Annotated in this window: 26 protein-coding genes; 2 read left to right on the forward strand and 24 right to left on the reverse strand. The window is 75.5% G+C overall.

What is annotated here, in order from left to right:
* Nucleotides 1-13 precede the first annotated feature (13 nt).
* Entirely contained in the window at nt 14-1,327 is a 1,314-nt protein-coding gene (locus E4A51_RS04290) for an RIP metalloprotease (protein WP_046528113.1), read from the reverse strand.
* Between the two features lie 252 nt (nt 1,328-1,579).
* On the opposite strand from E4A51_RS04290, the gene E4A51_RS04295 reads away from it, so the two are divergent.
* Entirely contained in the window at nt 1,580-2,905 is a 1,326-nt protein-coding gene (locus E4A51_RS04295; protein ID WP_240696376.1) for an FAD-binding oxidoreductase, read from the forward strand.
* Between the two features lie 36 nt (nt 2,906-2,941).
* On the opposite strand, the gene dxr is transcribed toward E4A51_RS04295, so the two are convergent.
* From dxr to rpsB, 8 genes are all read right to left on the reverse strand, one after another.
* On the reverse strand, nt 2,942-4,096 hold the full coding sequence (gene dxr / locus E4A51_RS04300) for a 1-deoxy-D-xylulose-5-phosphate reductoisomerase (protein WP_134850972.1): 1,155 nt from the start codon (nt 4,094-4,096) through the stop codon (nt 2,942-2,944).
* Nucleotides 4,097-4,128: 32 nt separating this feature from the next.
* Complete coding sequence (locus tag E4A51_RS04305; protein ID WP_134850973.1) at nt 4,129-4,683, reverse strand: DivIVA domain-containing protein; 555 nt, start codon at nt 4,681-4,683, stop codon at nt 4,129-4,131.
* A complete protein-coding gene (gene rlmN / locus E4A51_RS04310) occupies nt 4,680-5,810 on the reverse strand; it encodes a 23S rRNA (adenine(2503)-C(2))-methyltransferase RlmN (RefSeq protein ID WP_046528109.1) in 1,131 nt (376 codons plus the stop codon). The genes E4A51_RS04305 and rlmN overlap by 4 nt, the downstream gene beginning before the upstream one ends.
* Before the next feature lie 32 nt (nt 5,811-5,842).
* Nucleotides 5,843-6,685: a phosphatidate cytidylyltransferase gene (locus E4A51_RS04315; protein WP_070320607.1), complete on the reverse strand. Its 843-nt coding sequence runs from the start codon at nt 6,683-6,685 to the stop codon at nt 5,843-5,845.
* Complete coding sequence (frr, locus tag E4A51_RS04320) at nt 6,685-7,242, reverse strand: ribosome recycling factor (protein WP_046528107.1); 558 nt, start codon at nt 7,240-7,242, stop codon at nt 6,685-6,687. Before frr ends, E4A51_RS04315 begins: the two co-directional genes overlap by 1 nt.
* A 60-nt stretch (nt 7,243-7,302) precedes the next feature.
* Nucleotides 7,303-8,061: a UMP kinase gene (gene pyrH / locus E4A51_RS04325; protein WP_046528106.1), complete on the reverse strand. Its 759-nt coding sequence runs from the start codon at nt 8,059-8,061 to the stop codon at nt 7,303-7,305.
* Between the two features lie 138 nt (nt 8,062-8,199).
* Nucleotides 8,200-9,045: a translation elongation factor Ts gene (tsf, locus tag E4A51_RS04330; protein WP_070320608.1), complete on the reverse strand. Its 846-nt coding sequence runs from the start codon at nt 9,043-9,045 to the stop codon at nt 8,200-8,202.
* Between the two features lie 120 nt (nt 9,046-9,165).
* Nucleotides 9,166-10,125, reverse strand: a complete 960-nt coding sequence (rpsB, locus tag E4A51_RS04335; protein WP_046528104.1) for a 30S ribosomal protein S2 — start codon at nt 10,123-10,125, stop codon at nt 9,166-9,168.
* A 456-nt stretch (nt 10,126-10,581) separates the two neighbouring features.
* Between rpsB and E4A51_RS04340 the strand changes: the two genes are divergently transcribed.
* Nucleotides 10,582-11,145 (forward strand): M23 family metallopeptidase, encoded by a 564-nt coding sequence (locus E4A51_RS04340; protein ID WP_046528103.1) that lies wholly within the window; start codon nt 10,582-10,584, stop codon nt 11,143-11,145.
* 8 nt (nt 11,146-11,153) lie between these two features.
* Here the strand turns inward: E4A51_RS04340 and E4A51_RS04345 are convergent, their stop codons facing one another.
* From E4A51_RS04345 to E4A51_RS04415, 15 genes are all read right to left on the reverse strand, one after another.
* The gene (locus E4A51_RS04345; protein WP_087509433.1) at nt 11,154-12,068 is read right to left on the reverse strand and encodes a FliA/WhiG family RNA polymerase sigma factor; all 915 of its coding nucleotides are present in this window, start codon (nt 12,066-12,068) and stop codon (nt 11,154-11,156) included.
* Nucleotides 12,069-12,142: 74 nt separating this feature from the next.
* On the reverse strand, nt 12,143-13,069 hold the full coding sequence (locus E4A51_RS04350) for a tyrosine recombinase XerC (RefSeq protein WP_046528102.1): 927 nt from the start codon (nt 13,067-13,069) through the stop codon (nt 12,143-12,145).
* 131 nt (nt 13,070-13,200) lie between these two features.
* Nucleotides 13,201-14,463 (reverse strand): DNA-processing protein DprA, encoded by a 1,263-nt coding sequence (dprA, locus tag E4A51_RS04355; RefSeq protein ID WP_240696377.1) that lies wholly within the window; start codon nt 14,461-14,463, stop codon nt 13,201-13,203.
* Nucleotides 14,460-15,977, reverse strand: coding sequence for a YifB family Mg chelatase-like AAA ATPase (locus E4A51_RS04360; protein ID WP_134850974.1), 1,518 nt, complete (start codon nt 15,975-15,977; stop codon nt 14,460-14,462). Before E4A51_RS04360 ends, dprA begins: the two co-directional genes overlap by 4 nt.
* On the reverse strand, nt 15,978-16,334 hold the full coding sequence (locus E4A51_RS04365; RefSeq protein ID WP_134850975.1) for a YraN family protein: 357 nt from the start codon (nt 16,332-16,334) through the stop codon (nt 15,978-15,980).
* A gap of 123 nt (nt 16,335-16,457) precedes the next feature.
* On the reverse strand, nt 16,458-16,781 hold the full coding sequence (locus E4A51_RS04370; protein ID WP_046528099.1) for a DUF2469 domain-containing protein: 324 nt from the start codon (nt 16,779-16,781) through the stop codon (nt 16,458-16,460).
* Between the two features lie 25 nt (nt 16,782-16,806).
* Complete coding sequence (locus E4A51_RS04375) at nt 16,807-17,622, reverse strand: ribonuclease HII (protein WP_046528098.1); 816 nt, start codon at nt 17,620-17,622, stop codon at nt 16,807-16,809.
* Nucleotides 17,619-18,488: a signal peptidase I gene (gene lepB / locus E4A51_RS04380; RefSeq protein ID WP_052748511.1), complete on the reverse strand. Its 870-nt coding sequence runs from the start codon at nt 18,486-18,488 to the stop codon at nt 17,619-17,621. Before lepB ends, E4A51_RS04375 begins: the two co-directional genes overlap by 4 nt.
* A 167-nt stretch (nt 18,489-18,655) precedes the next feature.
* The gene (gene rplS / locus E4A51_RS04385) at nt 18,656-19,021 is read right to left on the reverse strand and encodes a 50S ribosomal protein L19 (protein WP_070320701.1); all 366 of its coding nucleotides are present in this window, start codon (nt 19,019-19,021) and stop codon (nt 18,656-18,658) included.
* A 252-nt stretch (nt 19,022-19,273) separates the two neighbouring features.
* A complete protein-coding gene (trmD, locus tag E4A51_RS04390; protein ID WP_046528094.1) occupies nt 19,274-20,053 on the reverse strand; it encodes a tRNA (guanosine(37)-N1)-methyltransferase TrmD in 780 nt (259 codons plus the stop codon).
* 3 nt (nt 20,054-20,056) lie between these two features.
* Nucleotides 20,057-20,617 carry a ribosome maturation factor RimM gene (gene rimM, locus E4A51_RS04395; RefSeq protein ID WP_046530450.1) on the reverse strand — a complete coding sequence of 187 codons (561 nt, stop codon included), beginning with the start codon at nt 20,615-20,617 and terminating at the stop codon, nt 20,057-20,059.
* An 82-nt stretch (nt 20,618-20,699) separates the two neighbouring features.
* The gene (locus E4A51_RS04400) at nt 20,700-20,939 is read right to left on the reverse strand and encodes an RNA-binding protein (RefSeq protein WP_046528093.1); all 240 of its coding nucleotides are present in this window, start codon (nt 20,937-20,939) and stop codon (nt 20,700-20,702) included.
* Nucleotides 20,939-21,370, reverse strand: a complete 432-nt coding sequence (gene rpsP / locus E4A51_RS04405) for a 30S ribosomal protein S16 (RefSeq protein WP_046528092.1) — start codon at nt 21,368-21,370, stop codon at nt 20,939-20,941. The genes E4A51_RS04400 and rpsP overlap by 1 nt, the downstream gene beginning before the upstream one ends.
* Nucleotides 21,371-21,559: 189 nt before the next feature.
* Nucleotides 21,560-22,180, reverse strand: a complete 621-nt coding sequence (locus E4A51_RS04410) for a hypothetical protein (RefSeq protein ID WP_134850976.1) — start codon at nt 22,178-22,180, stop codon at nt 21,560-21,562.
* Nucleotides 22,181-22,185: 5 nt separating this feature from the next.
* Nucleotides 22,186-23,274, reverse strand: coding sequence for an amidohydrolase family protein (locus E4A51_RS04415; RefSeq protein WP_134850977.1), 1,089 nt, complete (start codon nt 23,272-23,274; stop codon nt 22,186-22,188).
* Between the last annotated feature and the right edge of the window lie 6 nt (nt 23,275-23,280).

Consider the following 23,280-nt stretch of genomic DNA (forward strand, 5'->3'; position numbering starts at 1 on the left):
GCGAGGAGCCCGCTCAGCCGAGCCGGACGGGGTTGACGATGTCCAGGTACACGAGCAGCAGCCCGACGCCGCCCAGCAGCACGAACACCGTGTACGCGAGCGGGACCAGCCGCGCCGAGTCGGACGGTCGGGGCCGCGACGCGCCCCGCACGCGGGCGACCTGCCGACGCGCGCCCTCCCACAGCGCGGTCACGACGTGACCGCCGTCCAGCGGCGGCAGCGGCAGCAGGTTGAACACGAACAGCGCGAGGTTGAGCATCGCGAGCGTCGACAGCAGGCCCGCGGCGCGCACCGCGACGGGCTCGGAGTCCATCGACGCGATCTCGCCCGCGAACCGGCCGATGCCGACGGGGCCGACGATCGACGTCTGGTCGCGCTCGCCCCCGGAGACGGTCGTCGAGACGAGGTCGACGATGCGCTGCGGGAGGGTCACGACCACCTTCATGGTCTGCCACGTGCCGTCGGCGGCGACCGCGAACGCCTCCCCCAGCGGCTGGCGCTCGATCTCGTTCGCGGGCGAGATCCCCAGGAAGCCGACCGGCCGCAGGACGGGCTTCCCGGCCGCGTCGGTCACGACGAGACCGTCGTCGTCGACGACGGGACGGTCCGCGACGACCGGTGTCGCGGTCAGCTCGACCTCGCGACCGTCGCGCTCGACGACGATCGGCACGGCACGGTCCGTCGTGTCCCGGATGAGACCGCTGACCTGCGCCCACGAGGACACCGCGACGCCGTCGTAGGACACGATGCGGTCACCCGGCTCGAGGCCCGCCGCCGCGGCCGGCGCGGCCGGGTCGTCGTCGGCGCACGTCGTGCCCGCGGGCGCGTCGGCGGCGACGATGCACTGCGACACGGTCGCGACGGTCGTGCTCGCGGTCGGCACACCGATGCCCACGTAGGCGACGACGAGCAGCACGACCGCGATGAACAGGTTCATCACCGGCCCGCCGAGCATGACGACGAGCTTCTTGGGGGTGGACAGCCGGTAGAACGCGCGGTGGTCCTCACCGGGGTGGATCTCGTCGGCGCTCGCGGCGCGCGCGTCCGCCGCGACGCGCTGGAACCAGTTGCGCGGCTCGCGCGCACCCACGGCGGCGTCGGTGGGGTACATGCCGACGAGGCGGACGTAGCCGCCGAGCGGCAGCGCCTTGACGCCGTACTCGGTCTCGCCGCGCGTGCGCGACCAGAGCGTCGGCCCGAAGCCGACCATGTACTGGCTGACCCGGACGCCGAACCGCTTGGCGGGCACCATGTGCCCCACCTCGTGCAGCGCGATCGACGCGAGCAGCACGACGACGAACACGAGCACCCCGACCAGGGCCTCCACGCGACACCACCTCCCGCGGACCCGGCGGCCCGCCCCTGCGCGCACAGCGTACGTCTGCGCCCACCCATGGTGAGGCCCGGACCTGGACGTCCGCTGGGAAGTCGCCTGGTCGGCGGAGCGGCACCCGCACCTCGGAGGGCGGTCCGGGCGGGCACGCGCGGACCCCGCCTTGTGCCGCGTCCGCAGCCGCGCGACGATCGGCCGCATGACGCCCGAGCCCGCCGCACCCCTCCGCCCCCGCACGTGCGACCGGTGAGGGCGGCGGCCACGCCGCCGTGGGCCGACGTCCGCGACCCGGCCGGCGCCGGACGGGTCGCCGACAGGCACCGGGCGTCGCTGGACGGTGACACGACCGCGGACGTCGTGGTCGTCGGCGCGGGCGCGACGGGTCTCTGGACGGCGTACTACCTGCTCGAGGCCGACCCGGCGATCGACGTGCTCGTCGTCGACGCGTCGACCGTCGGGGAGGGCGCCAGCAGCCGGACCACCGGGTGGTGCGCCGCGCGGTTCCCGGTCGCGACCGAGACGCTCGCGAGCCGCTACGGCGCGGCCGCCGCGCGCGAGCTCCGCGCGGCGCTGCGCGACACGGTGGTCGAGGTGGGTGGCGTGACGGCCGCCGAGGAGATCGCCTGCGACTTCGCGTACGGCGGTCACCTCGTGCTCGCGCGCACCCCCGCGCAGTCCGCACGACTGGCGGAGGCGGTCGCGTCCGCCCGGCGCTGGGACGACGAGGTGGAGCCGCTCGACGCCGACGAGGCCGGCACGCACCTGCGGGCGGCCGGCACGCGCACCGCGGCCTGGACCCCCGACTCCGCGCGGGTGCAGCCGCGCGCGCTCGCCACCGGCCTCGCGCGCGTGGTCGAGCAGCGCGGCGTCCGCGTGGCGGAACGCACGCGCGTGCTGCGGGTGTCGCCCCGTGCAGTCGTGACCGACCAGGGCACCGTGCGCTGCCGGCACGTCGTGCACGCCACCGGCGCGACGCCCCCGGGGGTCCCGGGCACGGGCCGCGCGGGCGCCGCCACCGACGCCGTCGCGATCGCGACCGAGCCGCTCCCGGCCCCGGTGTGGCACGAGCTCGGGCTGGCGCACGGCACGACGTTCTCGGTGGCGTCCCGCCGGGCCGTCCACGGCCACCGCAGCGCGGACGACCGCCTCGTGCTGACCGCACGCGCCGGCGCTCCCGCACCCTCCGGCGCGCACGCGCGCCTGCGCGCCGCCCTCGTGGACCTGTTCCCGTCTCTCGCCACCCGCGCCGTGACGCACGCGTGGCGGTGGCCGCTCGACGTCGCACGCGACGGGTACGCGTCCGTGGGGGTCGACCCGGCGGCGGGGCTGGCGTGGACGCACGGGCACGCCGAGGACGGCACGGCGCTCGCCAACCTCGCCGGCCGCACGCTCGCGGACCTCCTGACGGGCACCAGCAGCGCGCTCACGCGGCTCCCCTGGGTCGGGCACCGGTCCCCCGCGTGGCCGCCGGGACCGGCGGCCACCGCGATGCTGACCGCAGCGGCGTGGCGCGCGGCCTGGTCCGACCGGACCGAGCAACCGGCGTCACGCCCGCGCACGAGCCGGGGATGAGCGGCCGCGACGGGCGACCTCACCGGCGGGCACCGGTCAGCGGACGGCCAGCACCTCGTGCGCGCGGGCGCGCGCCCACCGCTCGGCGTCGAGCACCGCGTCGAGCGTGAGCGCGTCGCGGGGCGTGCCGTCGTGCTCGTCGAGCACCCGGGCGACCGTCGCCACGACCTGACCGAACCCGATGCGCCCGGCGAGGAACGCCGCGACGCCCTCCTCGTTGGCGGCGTTGTACACCGCGGGGTGGGTGGCCGACGCGGCCACGGCAGCCCGCGCGAGCGCGACCGCGGGGAACACGTCCTCGTCGAGCGGCTCGAACGTCCAGGACGTCGCCGCGCTCCAGTCGCACGGCCGGGCCGCTGCCGGCACGCGCTCGGGCCACGCGAGCCCCAGCGCGATCGGCAGCCGCATGTCGGGCGGCGACGCCTGCGCGATCGTCGACCCGTCCACGAACTCGACCATCGAGTGCACGACCGACTGCGGGTGCACCACGACCGCGATGTCCGCGACCGGCACGTCGAACAGCAGGTGGGCCTCGATGAGCTCGAGCCCCTTGTTCATGAGGCTGGCCGAGTTGACCGTCACGACCGGGCCCATCGACCACGTCGGGTGCGCGAGCGCCTGCTCCGGCGTCGCCGCCGCGACCTGCTCGGCGGACCACCCGCGGAACGGGCCGCCCGACGCCGTGAGCACCAGGCGACGGACCTCGCGGGCCGTGCCCGAGCGCAGCGCCTGCGCGATCGCGGAGTGCTCGGAGTCGACCGGGACGACCTGGTCGGGCCGGACGGCGGCGTCGTGCACGAGCGAGCCGCCCACGACGAGGGACTCCTTGTTGGCCAGCGCGAGCGCGCTGCCGGCACGCAGCGCCGCGAGCGTCGGCAGCAGCCCGACCGACCCCGTGATGCCGTTGAGGACCACGTCGGCGCCCGACGCGGCGAGCTCGGCGGCGGCGTCCGGCCCGTCGAGCACGCGCACGCCCGGCAGCGCCTCCCGCACCCTCGCCGCCGCGACGCGGTCCGCGACGGCCACCGCGGGCACGGCGTGCGCGAGCGCCTGCTCGACCAGCAGGTCCACCTGGGCACCGCCCGCCGACAGACCCGTCACGGTGAAGCGGTCGGGGTTCGCCGCCACGATGTCGAGCGCCTGCGTGCCGATCGACCCCGTCGACCCCAGCACGACGACCGTGCGCGTCATCCCGTCACCCCCCGCCGGCCGGCGCGACCCGCTCACTCGACCCCGAGCAGGACCTCGACCGCACGCGCGACGAACGCGTCGACCGGGCCCTCCGCGTAGCCGTTGCGCCCGTTGCGGCGCCGGAACGTCGCCGAGCGCACCTCGGCCGCCGCGAGCGGCGCGCCGGTGTCGAAGTACGCGACCAGCCGGTGGCACAGCTCGTCGACGTCGGCCGGCTCGTAGCCGGGCCGACGCCCCTCGGGCGGCGCGAACCGGTCGCCGTCCGGCCGACCGAGCCGGCCGTAGAGCGTGCGCGCCTGCGTGCCGAGGTGGGCCATCCAGGCGTCCTGGCCGTTGTCGGCCACGAACTGCGCGCGGTGCCGCGCGACGAACGCCGCCTCGAGCCGGTCGAGCGCCGCGTCGACCGCCGCCGTCACGTACCCGCCGCGGACCATGTCGAACGCGACGGTCCGCACGTCGGCACCGGACATCGTGCCGGCGGGACCCTGCTCGTAGACGGCCCGTGCGTGCGAGAAGAACTCGTCGACCTCGTCGGGGTCGTACCCCCGGCGCAGGCCGGACACCGTCCGGAACATCCCGTCGCTCACTCGTCCTCCTCCGCCGCGAGCTGACCGCACGCACCGTCGATGTCGCTGCCACGGGTGTCCCGGATCGTCGTCGGGATGCCGTGCGCACGCAAGCGTGCCACGAACTCCTGCTCGACCCGCGGATCGCTCGCCGTCCAGCGCGAACCCGGCGTCGGGTTCAACGGGATCGGGTTGCAGTGCACCCACCCCGAGCCGCCGCGGGCGAGCAGCTTCTCGCCGAGCAGGTCCGCGCGCCACGCGTGGTCGTTGACGTCGCGGATCAGCGCGTACTCGATCGACACGCGGCGCCCCGTGGCGTCGAAGTACCGGCGCGCCGAGTCGAGCGCCTCGTCGACCGACCAGCGCGTGTTGACCGGCACGAGCTCCGAGCGCAGCTCGTCGTCGGGTGCGTGCAGCGACAGCGCGAGCGTCACGGGGATGCCCTCGCCGGCGAGCTTGTCCATGGCCGGCACGAGCCCCACCGTCGAGACCGTCACGTTCCGCGCCGACATGCCGAAGCCGTCGGGCGCAGGGGCCACGAGCTGCCGCACGGTCGCCATCACCGACTTGTAGTTGGCGAGCGGCTCGCCCATGCCCATGAAGACGACGTTGCTCAACCGGGTCTCGCCACCGGGGACCTCGCCCGCCGCGAGGGCGCGCGCCGCCTCGCGCACCTGCTCGACGATCTCGGCCGTCGACAGGTTGCGCAGCAGCCCCATCTTGCCGGTCGCGCAGAACGAGCACGCGAGGCCGCACCCGGCCTGCGACGACACGCACAGGGTCGTGCGGTTCGCGTACCGCATGAGCACCGACTCGACCTTGGCGCCGTCGAACAGGTGGTACAGCGTCTTGACCGTCGTGCCGTGGTCCGCCGACAGCGTGCGGCTGGTGGTCAGCAGCTGCGGGAACAGGTCGGCCACGAGCACGTCGCGCGACGCCTTCGGCAGGTCGGTCATCGCGGCGGCGTCGGCCGTGAGGTGCGTGAAGTAGTGCGTCGCGAGCTGCTTGGCGCGGAACGGCTTCTCGCCGAGGGCGGCGACGGCGGCGACCCGCTCGTCGGGCGTGAGGTCGACGAAGTGGCGCGGCGGCTTGCCGCGCGCTCCGCGGGTGGGGGCGCTGAGCTGCAGGCGCACGGGCGCGGCGTTCATCGGCGGCGCCTCCTTCCGGTGGGTGGGCGGTGTCAGCCGGCGGCCGGCTGGAGGACCGAGAGCAGGAGCCACACCGTCGGGGCCGTGAGCAGGAGCGAGTCGAGACGGTCGAGCACGCCGCCGTGGCCGGGCAGCAGGCTGCCCATGTCCTTGAGCTCGAGGTCGCGCTTGATCATGGACTCGGCGAGGTCGCCGAGCGTCGCGCTCGCCACGGTGCCGAGGCCGAGGAGCGCCCCGACGAGCGGGTCGCCGTGGAAGACCGTCTGGATGCCGACGACGCCGACGACGCTCGTGAGCACGACGGACCCGACGAGGCCCTCCCAGGACTTCTTGGGGCTCACCGACGGCGCCAGGGGGTGGCGACCGAGCAGCGTGCCGACGACGTAACCACCGGTGTCGCACGCCACGCCCAGCAGGATGAACAGCGCGACACGGGCGGGACCGTCGGGCTCGGCGAGCATCAGCATGACGAAGCCGCCGAGGAACGGCAGGTACGCCGCCGCGAAGGTCGCCGCCGAGGCGTCGCGCAGCGCGGCCTCGCCGCTGCCGTCGAGCACCCGCCACACCACGGCGCCGCCCACCGTCAGCAGGAACGCCACGAAGAGCGCCTCGGTGCCGGCGACGTACGCCGAGACCAGGATCCCCGCCGACCCGACGACGAGCGGCACCAGCGGCAGGTGGATCGAGCGACGCGTGAGCGCCTGCGCGAGCTCCCACATGGCCGCACCCACGGCGACCACCGCGAAGACGGCGAACGCCTCCTTGCGGATGAACAGCGAGGCCGCGACGGCGACGAGCAGCAGGACGCCGACCGTGACGGCGGCCGGGAGGTTCCGGCCCGCCGCGGCCTTGCGCGGGGCAGCGAGCTGAGTCATCAGACCTCGAGCAGCTCGCTCTCCTTGGAGGCGAGCAGCTGGTCCACGAGCTCGACGTGCTTCTTCGTCAGCGCCTCGAGCTCCTTCTCGGCGCGGGCGACCTCGTCCTCGCCGGCCTCGCCGTCCTTCGCGATGCGGTCGAGCTCCTCCTTGGCGCGCCGGCGCACCGACCGCACCGAGATGCGGGCGTCCTCGGCCTTGGACTTGGCGAGCTTGACGAAGTCCTTGCGCCGCTCCGCGGTGAGCGCGGGCAGGACGACGCGCACGACGCTGCCGTCGTTCGTGGGGTTCACGCCGAGGTCGGAGTCGCGCAGGGCCTTCTCGATGGCCGACATCGACGACTTGTCGAACGGCGACACCAGGATCGTGCGCGCCTCGACGACGTTGAACGACGCGAGCTGCTGCAGCGGCGTCGGCGAGCCGTAGTAGTCGACGAAGACCTTGGCGAACATCGCGGCGTTCGCGCGGCCCGTGCGGATGGCGGCGAAGTCCTCCTTCGCGACCTCCACGGCCTTGTCCATCTTCTCCTCGGCCTCGAGGAGTGTGTCGTCGATCACCGGTGCTCCTTCATGTGGTTCGGACGGCGCCGGGCCGTCGTTCGCGTGGGGCGCTGTCGGTCAGCTCGCGGTGACGAGCGTCCCGATCCTCTCACCCGTGAGGGCGCGCGTGACGTTGCCGACCTCCTCGAGCCCGAAGACCCGCATCGGCACGTCGTTGTCGCGGCACAGGCTCAGCGCCGAGGTGTCCATGACGCCGAGCTCGTTGACGATCGCCTCGGTGTACGTCAGGTGGTCGAGCTTGCGGGCGTCGGGGTCGCGCCGCGGGTCGGCGGTGTACACGCCGTCGACGCCGTTCTTGCCCATGAGGACCTCCTGGCAGTGGGTCTCCAGGGCGCGCTGCACGGCGACGGTGTCGGTCGAGAAGTACGGCAGGCCCGCACCGGCGCCGAAGATGACGACGCGGCCCTTCTCGAGGTGGCGGATCGCCCGCAGCGGGATGTAGGGCTCGGCGACCTGGCCCATCGTGATGGCCGTCTGCACGCGCGTGCTGACGCCGGCCTGCTCGAGGAAGTCCTGGAGCGCGAGGCAGTTCATGACCGTGCCGAGCATGCCCATGTAGTCGGCCCGGGCGCGGTCCATGCCGCTGACCTGGAGCTCGACGCCGCGGAAGAAGTTCCCGCCGCCGACGACGATCGCGACCTGGACGCCGTCGCGGACGGCCGCGCCGATCTCCTCGGCGATCCGCCGGACCACGGGCACGGCGAGCCCGACGGCACCCCCGCCGAAGCTCTCGCCCGAGAGCTTGAGCAGCACGCGCCGAGCGGTGGGGGGCTCCCCCGCCGCGGTGTCCTGCGTCGTCGACGGCTGCTGGCTCACGTGTCCTCCACCTGGTTCGAGCGCCGGTCGCGACGCGCTGGCCGCTGGGTCGACGCGGGTCGCCCGGCGGTCCACGGGCGCCCGGTGCGGCGGTGGCCCCGACCCTCGCGGGCCGGGGCCACCGTCGACGTCACGCGGTCAGGCTCCCACGCGGTAGCGGACGAAGCCCGTCACCGTGCCGCCGGCCTCGGCGACGACCTGGCCGACGGTCTTCTTGTTGTCCTTCGCGAAGGCCTGGTCCAGCAGGACGGCCTCCTTGAAGAAGCCGTTGAGGCGGCCCTCGACGATCTTCGCGAGCGCGGCCTCGGGCTTGCCCTCGTTGCGGGCCGTCTCCTCGGCGATGCGACGCTCGTTCTCGACGACGTCCGCGGGGACCTCGTCGCGCGTCAGGTACGACGGCGAGAACGCCGCGATGTGCGTCGCGACGTCGCGCGCCACGGCGGCACCCGCCGCGTCGGTCGCGACGAGGACGCCGACCTGCGGGGGCAGGTCCTTGTTGACCTTGTGCAGGTAGACCTCGACGTGCTCGCCCGCGAGACGCGCGACGCGGCGCACGACGATCTTCTCGCCGAGCGTCGCGGCGGTCTCGTCGACGACGGTCTGGACGGGCGTGCCGTCCGACTCGGCGGCGAGCAGCGCGTCCGCGTCGGCCGCACCCGACTCGACGGCGGCCGCGAGCACGCGGTCGGCGAGCGAGATGAAGGTCTGGTTCTTGGCGACGAAGTCCGTCTCGGAGTTGACCTCGACGAGCACGCCGGTCTGGCCCTCGCCGTCGGCGGTCGGGCCGACGTGCGCCGCGACGAGACCGTCGGAGGCCGCACGTCCCTCGCGCTTGCCCACGCCCTTGAGGCCCTTGACGCGGATGATCTCGAGCGCCTTGTCGGCGTCGCCGCCGGCCTCCTCGAGCGCCTTCTTGACGTCCATCATGCCGGCACCGGTGCGCTCGCGCAGCGCCTTGATGTCGGCCAGCGAGTAGTTCGCCATCAGTTCGATCCGTCCTCGAGTTCTCGTCATGCCGATCGTCCTCGGCATGCCGGGTGCGGCGCGGGGTGTCCCGCGCCGCACCCGTGGGTCGGTGCCCGGCGCCCGTGAGGGCGCCGTGCGTCAGGCCTGCTCGGTGCCCTCGGCGGCCTCGGCGGCGGCCTCGACGGCCGGCGCGGCCTCGGCACCGGGGGTGGCGGCCGACTCGGTCGGCGCGGCCTCGCCCGCGGGGGCCTCGGCGTCGCCGGCCTGCGCGGCAGCGGCCTCGACGGCGGCCGGCGCGAGCGCCGGGTCCTGCGCGCCCGCCTCGGCGCCGGCGAGCAGCTCGCGCTCCCACTCGGCGAGCGGCTCGGCCGCGGCCTCGGCGCCCTGCGTCGCGGCCGCGCCGCCCGAGTGGCGCTTGAGCGTGCCGTCGGCGACCGCGTCGGCGATCACGCGGGTCAGCAGCTGCACGGCACGGATGGCGTCGTCGTTGCCCGGGATCGGGTAGTCGACGACGTCGGGGTCGCAGTTGGTGTCGAGGATCGCGACGACCGGGATCCCGAGCTTGCGCGCCTCGTCGACCGCGAGGTGCTCCTTGTTGGTGTCGACGATCCACACGGCCGAGGGGACCTTGGCCATGTCACGGATGCCGCCGAGCGTCTTCGTGAGCTTGTCCTTCTCGCGACGCAGGACGAGCAGCTCCTTCTTCGTCAGGCCGGAGGCCGCGACGTCGTCGAAGTCGATCTGCTCGAGCTCCTTGAGGCGCTGCAGGCGCTTGTGGACCGTCGAGAAGTTGGTGAGCATGCCGCCGAGCCAGCGCTGGTTGACGTAGGGCATGCCGACGCGCGCGGCCTGCTCGGCGACGGGCTCCTGCGCCTGCTTCTTGGTGCCGACGAACAGGATCGAGCCGCCGTGGGCGACCGTCTGCGAGACGAACTCGTAGGCCCGGTCGATGTAGGACAGCGACTGCTGGAGGTCGACGATGTAGATGCCGTTGCGCTCGGTGAAGATGAAGCGCTTCATCTTGGGGTTCCAGCGGCGGGTCTGGTGCCCGAAGTGGACACCGCTCTCGAGCAGCTGGCGCATGGTCACGACGGCCATGACACGTCCTTCCGGCGCACGCCCTGCGGCGCACGCGCTCGTGCGGACCCCCCGGGCCCGCGGTCTCGGTTGTCGGCGCGGCCGTCGGCCGTGCCCCTGGTGCCGCACGCCGCCCGCGCCGGGCGCGAGGGCCCGGACCGCTGCGGACGACGTCCCGTCCGCCGCGCCGGCACCCCTGCCGACGGCGGGCCGGGGCGGGGGGCGACGTGGACGACCGGGGTCGTGGCACGCGAAGTCGACCGGCAGGTGCCGGTCGCCCGAGAAGTCTAGCCCACGCGCCGGTCGGACCCGACCAGCGCGTCGGCTCCGCACCGGCACGCCGGGGGCGGACGCGATCGCCCCCACGCGAGTCAGCGCGCTGCGGCGAACCATCCCCAGCCCTCGCGACGCTGCGGCTGCCCACAGAACCGCGCGCGACGCCAGCGCCCGGCGCCGCGCCCCCGCGAACCTCACCGCATGCCAGCAGCCGCCCTGCCCGCCGCCCCCGCCCGCCGCCGCACCGCACGGGCGGTGACGGGTGCCGTCGTCGCCACGGTCGGCGCCTACGTCGCCCTGGCGCTCGCCACCGGTGCCGGCGGTGCGCCGCCGCCCCCCGCGCCACCTGCCGCGTACCGACCCCCGGTCGAGGCACCCGTGGTCGTGCGCGCGTTCGCGCCCCCGCCCCGTCCGTGGCTCCCCGGGCATCGCGGGGTCGACGTCGCGGCGGCGGCGGGCGCTCCGGTGCTCGCCCCGGCCGACGGGGTGGTGACCTTCGCGGGGCGGGTCGTCGACCGCGGCGTCGTCACGGTCCTGCACCCCGACGGGCGTCGTTCCAGCCTGGAACCCGTGTCGGCGACGGTCGCGGTGGGGCAGGCCGTGCTCGCCGGGGACGCCCTGGGCGTGGTCGCGGGCAGCCCGCACGGCACCGAGGGCGGGCCCGGCGTCCACTGGGGCGTGCGGGAGGGCGACGTGTACGTCGACCCGTGGGACCTGCTCCCGGGCCGCGGTCCGGTCGTGCTGCTCGAGGCGCCGGCCGGCTGACGGACGGCTCAGGCGCGCTCGGCGTCCAGCAGGCGCGTGCGCAGTCGCGTCATCGCGGCCGTGTGGATCTGCGAGATGCGCGACTCGGTGACACCGAGGACGCGGCCGATCTCGGCGAGCGTCATGCTCTCGTAGTAGTAGAGCACCACGACCAGGCGCTCGCGCTCGCCGAGGCACTCGATCGCGCGCGACAGCAGGTACTTCGTCTCCTGCGCCTCGACCGAGCCGGCCGGGTCCTCGGCCCGGCGGTCGCCGAGCGTGTCGGCCAGCGTGGCGGCACCGGGCCGGTCGTCGCTCCCGGCGAGCAGCTCGTCGAGCGCCGCGATGTTCACGGACGCGAGCTGGGAGTACACCGCGCGCAGCTCGGGCAGCGGGATCTCGAGCCGCTCCGCGACCTCGACCTCGGTCGGCGCGCGGTGCAGGGTGGCCTCGAGCTCGCCGTAGGCGCGGTCGACGGCGCGCGCCTTGGTCCGCACGGAGCGCGGCACCCAGTCCATCGCCCGGAGCTCGTCGATGATCGCGCCGCGGATGCGCGAGGAGGCGTACGACTCGAACTTCACGGCACGGTCGGTGCGGTACTTCTCGATGGCGTCGATGAGCCCGAACATGCCGTACGACACGAGGTCGGCGTGCTCGACGGTGGACGGCAGCCGCATGCCGATGCGGCCGGCCACGGCGGTCACCAGCGGGACGAAGTGCAGGATGAGCCGCTCGCGCGCCTGCGGGCAGTGGGTGGTGGTGTACCGCTCCCACAGCACCTCGAGGTCCGCCGCGTCGGCCCGCTGCGGCACCGCCGCGAGCCCACGCGCGGGGGCCGAGGACCGCTGCTGGGGGACGATCCCCGCGGGGGCCGTCCCGGGGACGTAGGCGCGTGCGACCGTGGCGGTACCGGCGCCGGCGAGGGCGTCCTGCAGTGCCGTCATCGTCGGCTCCGTTCGTGAGGGGTGCGGTGCGAGCAGGGTGAGGGGTCCCTGCACGGGGTCGGGGGGCATCGTGGTCAGGCCCGCGGGTGGGCCAGCTGGAAGGCGGAGCGCAGCCGCTCGGCCGAGACGTGGGTGTACCGCTGCGTGGTCGACAGGCTGGCGTGGCCGAGGATCTCCTGGACGGTGCGCAGGTCGGAGCCCCCCTCGAGCAGGTGCGTCGCGGCCGTGTGCCGCAGCGCGTGCGGTGCGACGTCGTCGACGCCCACCGCGGCGGCGAGCTCGTGCACGACCGCGCGCAGCTGGCGCTGGTCGGCGCGGCCACCCCGTCGCCCCAGGAGGAGCGCCGGTCCGGAGCCCTCGCGGACCAGGCGGGGCCGCCCGGTCGTGAGCCAGGCGTCGACGGCCCGCGCGGCGGGACGACCGAACGGCACGACGCGCTCCTTGTCGCCCTTGCCGACCACGCGCAGCGTGAGCTGGCCGAGGTCGAGGTCGTCGACGTCGGCCCCGCAGAGCTCGCCGACGCGCGCGCCGGTCGCGTAGAGCAGCTCGAGAGCAGCCCAGTCCCGCAGGTGGACCGGGTCCGCGTCCGCGGCCCGTTCGCGCGCCGCATCGAGCAGTCGCGTGACGGGCTCGACGGCCAGGACGGCGGGCAGCACGGACGCCGCACGAGCCGTGCCGAGACGGAGCGTCGGGTCGACCGGCACGCGGCCGGTGCGCGTGGCCCACGTGAAGAACGTGCGGGCCGCCGCCGAGCGTCGCGCCAGCGTGGCCCTGCTGAGCCCGTCCTGCACCATGGCCGCGAGCCACCCGCGCAGCAGCGCGAGGTCGACGTCGGCGAGCTGCGTCACGCCGTGCCGCGCCGCGTGGTCGAGGAGGTGGTCGAGGTCACCCAGGTACGCGCGCACCGTGTTCGCGGAGACGCCGCGCTGCGCGTGCAGGTGCAGGGCGAAGTCACTGCGCAGCAGAGCCCGCTGAGGGTCTCCCGCCGTGATCTTCGCCATGTGCATGACCCTAAGGTGGCGTGACCCGCGCCGTTCGACAAGGGGCGATTTCGACGCCAGGTCGAATGCGCGCACGAATTCGGGGCCAATGTCCGATCCGGCGTCGGGATTACTCCGTTCGCCGTTCTATTTCACCCCTTCCCCGACTCATGACCTGGGACGACGACCCACCCCGCGGCGAGACGGCGCGCCCGGCCGTCGAGCTCCAGGAGACCGAGAGCGGCACGCGCCTCGGCGACGGACACGCCGGACCGCGCGGCGATCACGTCCACGTCGCGCGGCGCACGGCGGGACAGGCCGTCGTGCACGCGCCGCGCGACGGGGTCGAGACCGTCCACCTCCCCCGCCGGCCCCTCGTCCTCGACCGCGGGGGCGAGGTGCCGCGTCGGGCTGGCGAGCTCGACCACCTCGTCCGCGTCGGTGACGCACACCGCCACGCCGTCGCGCAGGAGCCGGTGGCACCCCGCGGACGCGGCGGAGGTCACGGCCCCGGGCACGGCCCCGACCGGCCGCAGCAGCCGGGCGGCGTGGTGCGCGGTGCTCGCGGCGCCCGAGCGCCAGGCCGCCTCCACCACGACCGTCGCGCACGACAGCGCGGCGATGAGCCGGTTGCGCTGCAGGAACCTGCTGCGCGTCGGCGCGGCACCCGGCGGCACCTCGCTGACCACCGCACCGCCGGACACCACGATCTCCTCGAGCAGCCGGGCGTTGCCCACGGGGTAGGCGCGGTCGACGCCGCCGGCGAGGACCGCGACCGTCCCTCCACCCGCGAGGAGCGCGCCCCGGTGGGCAGCCGCGTCGATGCCGTAGGCGCCGCCGGACGCCACCCACCAGCCGCGGCGGACCAGGTCGGCGGCCAGGTCGACGGCCACGCGCTCGCCGTACGACGTGCTGGCCCGCGCACCCACCAGCGCGACGACCCGCGACGCGTCGTCCGCCGCGGCCGTCGCCCCGGCGCGCGCACCGCGTGCAGGAAGGGCGCCCCGGACCCACAAGGCGTGGGGCGAGGCCGCGCCGAGGTCGTCCAGGCCCGCCGGCCAGTCGCCGTCGTCGGGTGTGACGAGTCGCGCGCCGCACCGTCGCGCGGCGGCGAGGTCCCGCTCGGGGTCCACCGAGGCACGACGGGCGGACCACCGCTCGACCGCGCGCGCGACGCGGCGTCGCACGGGCGCCGCGAGCTCGCCGCCCGCCGCCTCGAGCGCGTCCCAGTCGGGGTGCCCGCGGCGGATCGACGTGTCGACCCAGTGCAGCGCGGGTGCCGCACCGCACGCCGCGACGAGCGCTCCGGCGACCTCGTCGCCGGGCTCCACGAGCGCGCTCCACACGGCGCGTGCCCGCCGCCCCGCGCCGCCGTCCGCCCGGGACGCCGCCGGCGTCGTCCCGCCCTCGCTCACGCCCCGTGCCCCCTGGTCCGCAGCAGCAGCGCCTGGGCGACGTCGGGCCGCCCGGGCGCGTCACGCCCCGCGAGGTCGGCGACGGTCCACGCGACGCGGAGCACCCGGTCGGCCCCGCGCAGGCTCAGCGTGCCCCGGTCGACGGCGCGGTCGAGGTCGGCGACGAGCCGACGGTCGGCGCCGAGCCGCGCCTGGAGCTCGCGCCCGGGCACGTCGCCGTTGCAGCGCCACGACGTGCCTGCCCAGCGCGCGCGCTGCGCGGCCCGCGCCGCGCGCACGCGCCGAGCGACGACGGCGGTCGCCTCACCGGGGGCGTCGAGCGACCGGGCGGCCGGCACCTCGAGCTGCAGGTCGACCCGGTCGAGGAGCGGGCCCGACAGCTTGCCGAAGTAGCGGCGCCGCTGCTCCGGGCGGCACGTGCAGGCCAGCCCCTTGCCGACGGCGTGCCCGCAGGGGCACGGGTTGGCCGCGAGGACCAGCTGGAACCTCGCCGGGTACCGCGCCGTGCCGGCGGAGCGGTGCAGCACGAGCTCGCCGTGCTCGAGCGGCTGCCGCAGCGTCTGCAGCACGGCGGACGTGAACTCGGGCGCCTCGTCGAGGAACAGCACGCCGCGGTGCGCGCGAGACGCGGCGCCCGGGCGCGGCATGCCCGACCCGCCCCCCACGATGCTCGCGGGCGTCGCGGTGTGGTGCGGGTCCTCGTAGGGCGGGCGACGCACGAGCCCCCGGCCGGGATCGAACGTCCCCGCGACCGAGTGCACCGCCGTGACCTCGACGGCGTCGTCCTCGTCCAGGTCGGGCAGGAGGCCCGGCAGCCGCGCCGCCAGCATGGTCTTGCCGGCACCGGGCGGGCCGACCATGAGCAGGTGGTGGTGCCCGGCCGCGGCGACCTCCAGGCCGAACCGGGCCTCCTGCTGGCCCAGCACGTCGACGAGGTCGGGCTCGTCCCGGTCCGCGAGCGCCGCCAGGACGTCGGGCACCGCCTCGACCTCCGGGACCTCGACGTCGGCCCCGTGGTGCGCGGCGACCTGCGCGAGGCTGTCCGCCGCGCGGACCCGGGCGCCCGGGACGAGCTCCGCCTCGGCCGCGTTGCCGCGCGGCACGACGACCCGCGGCCGGCCGGCGGCGACGGCCGCGGCGACGGCCGGGAGCACGCCCCGCACGGGCCGCAGCCGACCGTCGAGGCCGAGCTCGCCGAGGTGCACCCACCCCGCCACCGACGCGGCGTCGACGAGACCGGCGCCGGCGAGCGTGGCGATCGCGACGGCCAGGTCGAACGAGGACCCCGTCTTGGGCAGCGTCGCGGGTGACAGGTTGACGGTGATCCTGCGGTTCGGCCACGCGAGGCCGCTCGAGGTGACGGCCGCGCGGACGCGGTCGCGCGCCTCGGCGAGCGACGCGTCGGGCAGCCCGACGAGCGTGAACGCCGGCAGCGACGGCGCGAGGTGGGACTCGACGTCCACCACGTGCCCCGTGAGCCCGACGAGGGCGACGGCGCTGGTGCGACCGAGCACTCAGACCACCCCCACGAGGTGCTCGACCTGCGCCGCACCGCTGCGCGGCACGACGACGGCGATCACGTCGACGCGCACCGAGCGGGCGCGCACGTCGTGCTCGCGCAGCCAGCGCGCGGTGAGGCGTCGCACGCTCGCCAGCTTGCGGAACGTCACCGCCTCGGCGGGGTGCCCGTAGGCGGTGGAGCGTCGCGTCTTCACCTCGACCGCGACGACCTCGTCGCCGTCGAGCGCGACGAGGTCGAGCTCACCCTCCGTGCAGCGCCAGTTGCGCGCGAGCACCGTCCACCCGGCCTGCGTGACGAACCTCGCCGCCACGTCCTCGCCGTACCGCCCGACCGCGTCCTTCGCCCGCACGTCGACCACCTCCGGCGACGACACTGCGCCACGCGGCGGCGTGCCGAGGCTACGTCGACGACCGTCGGTGCGACGCCGTGCGGTGCCCGGGGCTGGGGATGGCTCGGCGTCCTCGCGGGCGCGTCAGCGGGGGAAGCCGCTCCCGGACCCGAGATCGAGCTCGGCCTTCGCCAGCTCCTCGACGTTGACGTCCTTGAACGTCACCACGCGCACGGACTTCACGAACCGCGCCGAGCGGTACACGTCCCAGACCCACGCGTCGACCAGCGTGAGCTCGAAGTACACCTCGCCCGCCGCGGACCGCACCTGCAGGTCCACGTGGTTCGCGAGGTAGAACCGCCGCTCCGTCTCGACGACGTACGCGAACAGACCGACCACGTCGCGGTACTCGCGGTACAGCGCGAGCTCCATGTCGGTCTCGTAGTTCTCCAGGTCCTCCGCGCTCACCGGACCATCATCCCCCATCGGACGGTCACGACGACGCGGCGGGGTCCCCGTCGGGCAGCAGGGGCTCGGCGTGCCACCCGGGCCCGCTCGCCTCCACCGGCCGCTCCTGCACGGCCGGCAGCCGCCACGAGCGTCGGTGCAGCGGCGTCGGACCGTGCTCGCGCAGCGCCGCGAGGTGCTCGGGCGCGGCGTACCCCTTGTTCTCGTCCCAGCGGTACGCGGGGTGGGCGGCGGCGTGCCGCACCATCAACGCGTCGCGCTCGCACTTGGCCAGGACGCTCGCCGCGGCCACGCTCGCGCACGAGCGGTCCGCCTTCACCCTCAGGTGCACCGCCGGCGGCTCGAACGCGCGCGGCTCGGCGAACAGGTCGTCCTGCGTGCCGAACAGGTCGGGCTCGGGCGGCGTCAGCCAGTCGTGCGAGCCGTCGAGCACCACGGCGTCGACCCGTTCGACGACGTCGAGCACCCGCAGCAGGGCCCGCGTGCCGGCGAGGCGCAGCGCCGCGACGATCCCGCGCTCGTCGATCTCGTCGGGCGACGCGTGGCCGACCGCGCGCGCGACGCCCCACCTGCCCAGCGCGGGCAGCAGCGCCTCGCGCGCGGCGGGCGTCAGCAGCTTCGAGTCCGCGACGCCGCGCGGCGCGGACCGCGTCGCCGCGTCGACCACGACCACGCCCACCGAGACGGGCCCGGCGAGCGACCCGCGCCCGACCTCGTCCATCCCCGCGACGTAGCGCAGCCCCGTGCGCAGCAGCGCCCGCTCGTGCCGCAGGTGCGGCGGCGTGCGCGGCGCCGCACGCCGCGGCGCCCGCACCGCACGCCCGACGTCGACCTGGGTCATCCGGCGTCGGGCACGTTCGCGAACACGTCGGACGGGTTGCTCAGGACCGTGAACCGGTCGAGCGGCCACACGGTGACGAACGCGACGCCGACGACGTTCTCCATCGGCACCGAGCCGCCCCCGGGCCGTCCCATGTTGCGACGCGAGTCCGCGGACTGCTGCCGGTTGTCGCCCATGAGCCACAGCGAGTCCGCGGGCACGACGACGTCGAACGCCATCTCGCTGGGCTGGGAACCCGGCGCGAGGTACGTCTCGTCGAGCGGTACGCCGTTCACGGTCACCGGCTGGCCGGGCCCGGCGCACGCCACGTGGTCGCCGGGCAGGCCGATCACGCGCTTCACGAGGTGCTCGCCGGCGTCCTGCGGGAGCAGCCCGACGAACGTCAGCGCCTCGTTGGTGGCCTCGGCGAGCGCGCTGCGCGGCTTCTGCACCTCGGGCGTGAGCCAGCCGCCCGGGTCCTTGAAGACCACGATGTCGCCGCGCCGCAGGTCGAACGGCCCGGGCGTGAGCTTGCTGACGAGGATCCGGTCGTTCTCGACGAGGGTGTCGTGCATCGACTGGGACGGGATGAAGAACGCCTGCACGAGGAACGTCTTCACCACGAGCGACAGCACGAGCGCACTGACCAGGATGATCGCAGTCTCGCGCAGCCAGGACCAGGCCGTGCTGCGCCGTCGGGGCTCGCGGTCGCGCCGGCGCCGCTGGGGCACGGTCTCCTCCTCTGCTCGCGGACCGTCCGCCGCCGCGGGCGACGCGGGTGCGCCCGCGCTCGTCGGCGCCCACGACGGACGGACGTCGTGCTGCTCGGGGGACGTGCGGGACGAGGACGGCGTCGGTCCCGTCCCCTCGGCGTGGGGCTGGCTCACCGACACACTCTGACACGGACCGGACATCCCGTGGGCGCGGACCCGGACCGCGAGACCGAACCTGGGCGGGACCTGGACGCGCCGTTCCGCGTCACGCCGCTCCGGGACGACGACGGGCGGCCACCCGTGGGGTGACCGCCCGTCGCGACGTGCCGGGAGCGCGGGGCTCAGGCCTTCTTGACCGGAGCCTGCTCGCGCTTCTCCTTGATCTTCGCCTTCTTGCCGCGAAGGGCGCGCAGGTAGTACAGCTTCGCGCGGCGGACGTCACCGCGCGTCACGACCTCGATCGAGTCGAGCGAGGGCGAGTGCACGGGGAACGTGCGCTCGACGCCGACGCCGAAGCTGATCTTGCGGATCGTGAACGTCTCGCGGACGCCGGCGCCCTGACGGGCGATGACGACACCCTGGAACGCCTGGACGCGGGAGCGGTTGCCCTCGACGACCTTCACGTTGACCTTGAGCGTGTCGCCGGGGCGGAACTCCGGGACGTCCTGGCGCAGCGATGCTGCGTCGATCGCGTCGAGCGTCTGCATGTCGTGTCGCTTCCCCGCCCTGCCGCAGGTCAGGAGCGTGATCGACGGGCGCACGCGCTGCCGGGGCAGGGCACGCGCCCGTGGTTCGGGTCTGGGTCGGTGGGACCGGGGGCCGTGGCCGTCCCGGGCCGCGCGTCGCTGTCACCCTCCCCTGCGGCAGAGAGGCGGCGGACGCACACCGAGGAGACAGTCTGCCACAACGCGACCGCGCGACCGAATCCGCAGCGGAGGGGCCCGCCGGGAACGGCGGCGTCAGTCGGGCGGGTGCTGCTCCCAGCGCCCGTCCGTCACGACCCACCCGCACGCGGCGAGCACCTCGAGGTCGTGGCGGTCGAGCGTCGCGGGGTCGAGCGCGGTCAGCAGGTCCGGTCGGCGCCGCGCCGTGCGCTCGAGCGCCTGGTCGCGACGCCAGCGCTCGATGCGCGCGTGGTGGCCCGACAGCAGCACGTCGGGCACGTCGTGCTCGAGCCAGGACGCGGGCTTGGTGTAGACGGGGTACTCCAGCAGCCCGGCCGCACCGTGGGACTCCTCGACGAGCGACGCCGGGTTGCCGACCACGCCCGGCAGCAGCCGCGCCACGGCCTCGACCACGACGAGCGCCGCGACCTCGCCGCCGTTGAGCACGTAGTCGCCGAGCGACAGCTCGGTGACGCGCCCCCGGGCCGCGTAGTGCTCCACGACGCGCGCGTCGATGCCCTCGTAGCGGCCGCACGCGACCACGAGCTGCTGCTCGCCGGCGAGCTCCTCGGCCATCCGCTGCGTGAACGGCCGCCCGGCCGGCGACGGCACGAGGAGGTGCGCGTCGGGCGTCATGACGTCGTCGAGCGCCCGACCCCACACGTCGGGCCGCATGACCATGCCCGCGCCCCCGCCGAACGGCGTGTCGTCGACCGTGCGGTGCCGGTCGTCGGTCCAGTCGCGCAGGTCGTGCACGTGCAGGTCGAGCAGCCCGGACGTGCGCGCCTTGCCGACGAGCGACAGGTCGAGCGCGGCCAGGTACTCGGGGAAGATCGAGACGACGTCGACGCGCACCGCTCAGCCCTCGACCGCGTCGCCGCGGGTCTCGTCGCTCACGACGAGGTGCTCGGCGTCGGCGGCCAGGAGCCCGCCGGGCGGGTCGAGCACGACACGACCGCCGGGCACGTCCACGACCGGGACGATGGCCTCGACGAACGGCACGAGCGTGCGCGCGCCGTCGGGCTCGCGGACGACGAGCAGGTCGTGCGCCGGCAGGTGCTCGAGGCCGACGACCTCGCCCAGCACGCGTCCGTCGGCGACGTGCTCGACGCGCAGCCCGACGAGCTCGTGCTGGTACCAGCCGTCCTCGTCGTCCTCGTCCTCGTCGGTGTCGACCAGGAGGTCGACGCCGCGCAGCGCCTCGACCGCGGTCCGGTCGGCGGCCTGCGCGAACGTCACGTACCACCGGCCCTGCGCGGTCCGCACGCGCACGACCTCGAGCGGCCCCGCCGACGCGGGCTCGGTGACGAACCGCGCGCCGACGACGAACCGCTCGTCGGGCGCGTCGGTGCGCACGTCGAGCGCGACCTCGCCGCGCAGCCCGTGCGCGCGGCCGATCCGTGCCACGGTCAGCAGCATCGTCACTCCCTCCCCCGACGCGTCGTCGGGGACGACGACGGCCCGGCCCCTCGTCGAGGGACCGGGCCGTCGGGTGTCCTGGTCAGCGCCGGTCGACGTCGACCACGTCGACGCGCACGGCACCGTCGGTCGACAGCGCGCCGACCACCGTGCGCAGCGCGCGGGCCGTGCGGCCCGAGCGGCCGATGACGCGCCCGAGGTCCTCGGGGTGCACGCGCACCTCGAGCATCTCGCCGCGTCGCAGCGACGACGAGCGCACGCGCACGTCGTCGGGGTGGTCGACGATGCCCCGCACCAGGTGCTCGAGCGCGTCGGCCAGCATCAGGCCTGCTCGTCCTCGGCGGGAGCCGCCTCGTCGGCGGTCTCGGTCGCGGCGGCGGCCTTCTTCTCGGACGCCGTGGCCTTGACCTTCTCGGCGTCGGCGGCGGCGGCCTCGACGGCGGCCTTCGGGTCGGCCTTGGCGGCCTTGGTGCGCAGCGTGCCCTCGGCACCCGGCAGGCCCTTGAACTTCTGCCAGTCGCCGGTGACCTTGAGCAGCGCGAGGACCTGCTCGGTGGGCTGGGCGCCGACGCCGAGCCAGTACTGCGCGCGCTCCGAGGTGATCTCGATGAGCGAGGGCTCCTCGGTGGGGTGGTACTTGCCGATCTCCTCGATCACGCGACCGTCGCGCTTGGTGCGCGAGTCGGCGACGACGATGCGGTAGTACGGCTGGCGGATCTTGCCGAGGCGCTTGAGGCGGATCTTCGTAGCCACGAGGTGGTGTTCTCCTGAATGTCTGCGGGGTGGCGTCACGGTGCCGCCCGTGGGGTGGGGCGCGCCGGTCAGGCCGGAGGACGCGGCACCGGGCAGGTAGAGGGGCTGCACGGGCCGAGTACAGCGGGCCATTCTGCCAGATGGCGCGCGCACGACCAATCCCGCGCGCGAGCGCCGCGTCGGACCCGGTCAGGTGGCGGTGCCCGACGGCGTCCCGGGGCCCGGGACGAGCGGCCGTGTGCGCGACAGCACGGTCGCCGCGTCCTGCCAGACCTGCACCTCGACGTACCGCTCGGGACCGTGCCGGCCGTCGGCGTTCCACCGCTGCGGCGTCCCGATCCGCCCGAGCAGCTCGCGGATCCCGTCGAGCGTGTACACGCGCCCCCGGTACTCGCGGCCGTCACGGACGTGCGGGCTGAAGGTCGGGAACAGGTCGCCGTACGTGAACGACAGCACGCCCGGCTCGAACGCGTCGCTGCCGCACTCCACCGCGGCTGGTCGCGCGTACCAGCCCGCCAGCCACGCGCACGGCTCGACGACCATGTACTGCGGGAACGGTGCGCGCGGCGTCCCGCCCTGCGCGACGAAGGCCGCGCGCGCGAGACGCTCGAGCTCGCGCCGCCGGTCGACGTACGCCTCGGAGCGCTCGCCGAGCATCCCCGGCTCGCGCGCCGCGAGCTCGCGCGTCACGCGACGCGCCTCGTCGGGCGGCAGCGCGCTGAGCGACCGGAACGGCCCCCGACGCGCGTCGAAGTAGTGCACGAGCCGCAACGGACCGACCGGCTCGGCGGGGTCCGGGCGCTCGACCACGACGGCTACCGCACCCGCGTCCCGCGCAGCACGACGGCCGCGGGGCGCGCCAGCTCGGCGACGTCGCGGCGCGGGTCGGCCGCGTAGACGACGACGTCCGCGCTCGCGCCCTCCGCGATCCCGGGCACGCCGAGCCACGCGCGCGTGCGCCACGACGCTGCCGCGACGACGTCGTGCGCGGGGAGGCCGGCGCGCACCATCTCGGCCGCCTCGTCCGCGATGCGCCCGTGGCCGATGGTGCCGCCGGCGTCGGTGCCGACCAGCAGCGGGACCCCGGCGTCGTGCAGGTCCCGCACGTGCGCGTACCGCCGCTCGTGCATCGCGCGCATGCGCGCCGCGAACCGCGGGTAGCGCGCCTCGCCCTGCGCCGCGATCGCGCCGAACTGCCCCACCTGCAGCAGCGTCGCCGTCACCGGGACACCCGCCGCCGCGATGCGCTCGACCTGCGCCGGAGCGGCGCCCGTCGCGTGCTCGAGGCAGTCGACGCCCGCGTCCAGCAACGGGTCGAGCGCCTCGTGGCTGAACGTGTGCGCCGTGACGCGCGCGCCCGCGGCGTGCGCCGCGGCGACCGCGGCGGCGAGGACGTCGTCCGGCCACAGCGGCCGGAGGTCGCCGTCGGCACCGAGGTCGCGGTCGATCCAGTCGGCCACGAGCTTGACCCAGCCGTCGCCGCGCGCGGCCTCCTCGCGGACGGCGTCCGGCAGGTCGGCCGGGTCGGCGAGCTCCCGGCCGTAGTGCCGCAGGTACCGCTTGGGTCGCGCGAGGTGCCGGCCCGCCCGCAGCAGACGGGGCAGGTCGTCGCGCGCGTGCACCCACGCGGTGTCCGCGGGCGAACCGGCGTCCCGGACGAGCAGCACGCCCGCGTCGCGGTCGGCGACCGCCTGCCGCTCGGCCGTCGCCGCGTCGACCGCACCGTCGGCCGCGAGGCCGACGTGGCAGTGCACGTCCACCAGCCCGGGCAGCACCCAGCCCTCGAGCACCGCCTCGGGCGCCCCCGCCGGCTGCTCGAGCGTGAGCCGGTCCCCCACGACCCACGCCTCGCGGACCTCGTGCTCGTCGTCGAGCACCACGGTGCCGCGCAGGTGCGTGATCACGCGCCG

It is taken from the genome of Cellulomonas sp. HD19AZ1 (assembly GCF_004535805.1).
Lineage (GTDB): Bacteria > Actinomycetota > Actinomycetes > Actinomycetales > Cellulomonadaceae > Cellulomonas > Cellulomonas iranensis.

Excerpts from the sequence above, each read along its gene's own strand:
- rpsB (WP_046528104.1), bottom strand. The coding sequence starts at position 10,125 with ATGGCCGTCGTGACCATGCGCCAGCTGCTCGAGAGCGGTGTCCACTTC.
- E4A51_RS04345 (WP_087509433.1), bottom strand. The coding sequence starts at position 12,068 with ATGACGGCACTGCAGGACGCCCTCGCCGGCGCCGGTACCGCCACGGTC.
- rplS (WP_070320701.1), bottom strand. The coding sequence starts at position 19,021 with ATGCAGACGCTCGACGCGATCGACGCAGCATCGCTGCGCCAGGACGTC.
- rimM (WP_046530450.1), bottom strand. The coding sequence starts at position 20,617 with ATGCTGCTGACCGTGGCACGGATCGGCCGCGCGCACGGGCTGCGCGGC.
- E4A51_RS04400 (WP_046528093.1), bottom strand. The coding sequence starts at position 20,939 with ATGCTGGCCGACGCGCTCGAGCACCTGGTGCGGGGCATCGTCGACCAC.
- rlmN (WP_046528109.1), bottom strand. The coding sequence starts at position 5,810 with ATGAACGCCGCGCCCGTGCGCCTGCAGCTCAGCGCCCCCACCCGCGGA.
- E4A51_RS04315 (WP_070320607.1), bottom strand. The coding sequence starts at position 6,685 with ATGACTCAGCTCGCTGCCCCGCGCAAGGCCGCGGCGGGCCGGAACCTC.
- E4A51_RS04340 (WP_046528103.1), top strand. The coding sequence starts at position 10,582 with ATGCCAGCAGCCGCCCTGCCCGCCGCCCCCGCCCGCCGCCGCACCGCA.
- dxr (WP_134850972.1), bottom strand. The coding sequence starts at position 4,096 with ATGACGCGCACGGTCGTCGTGCTGGGGTCGACGGGGTCGATCGGCACG.
- E4A51_RS04350 (WP_046528102.1), bottom strand. The coding sequence starts at position 13,069 with ATGGCGAAGATCACGGCGGGAGACCCTCAGCGGGCTCTGCTGCGCAGT.
- E4A51_RS04375 (WP_046528098.1), bottom strand. The coding sequence starts at position 17,622 with ATGACCCAGGTCGACGTCGGGCGTGCGGTGCGGGCGCCGCGGCGTGCG.
- tsf (WP_070320608.1), bottom strand. The coding sequence starts at position 9,045 with ATGGCGAACTACTCGCTGGCCGACATCAAGGCGCTGCGCGAGCGCACC.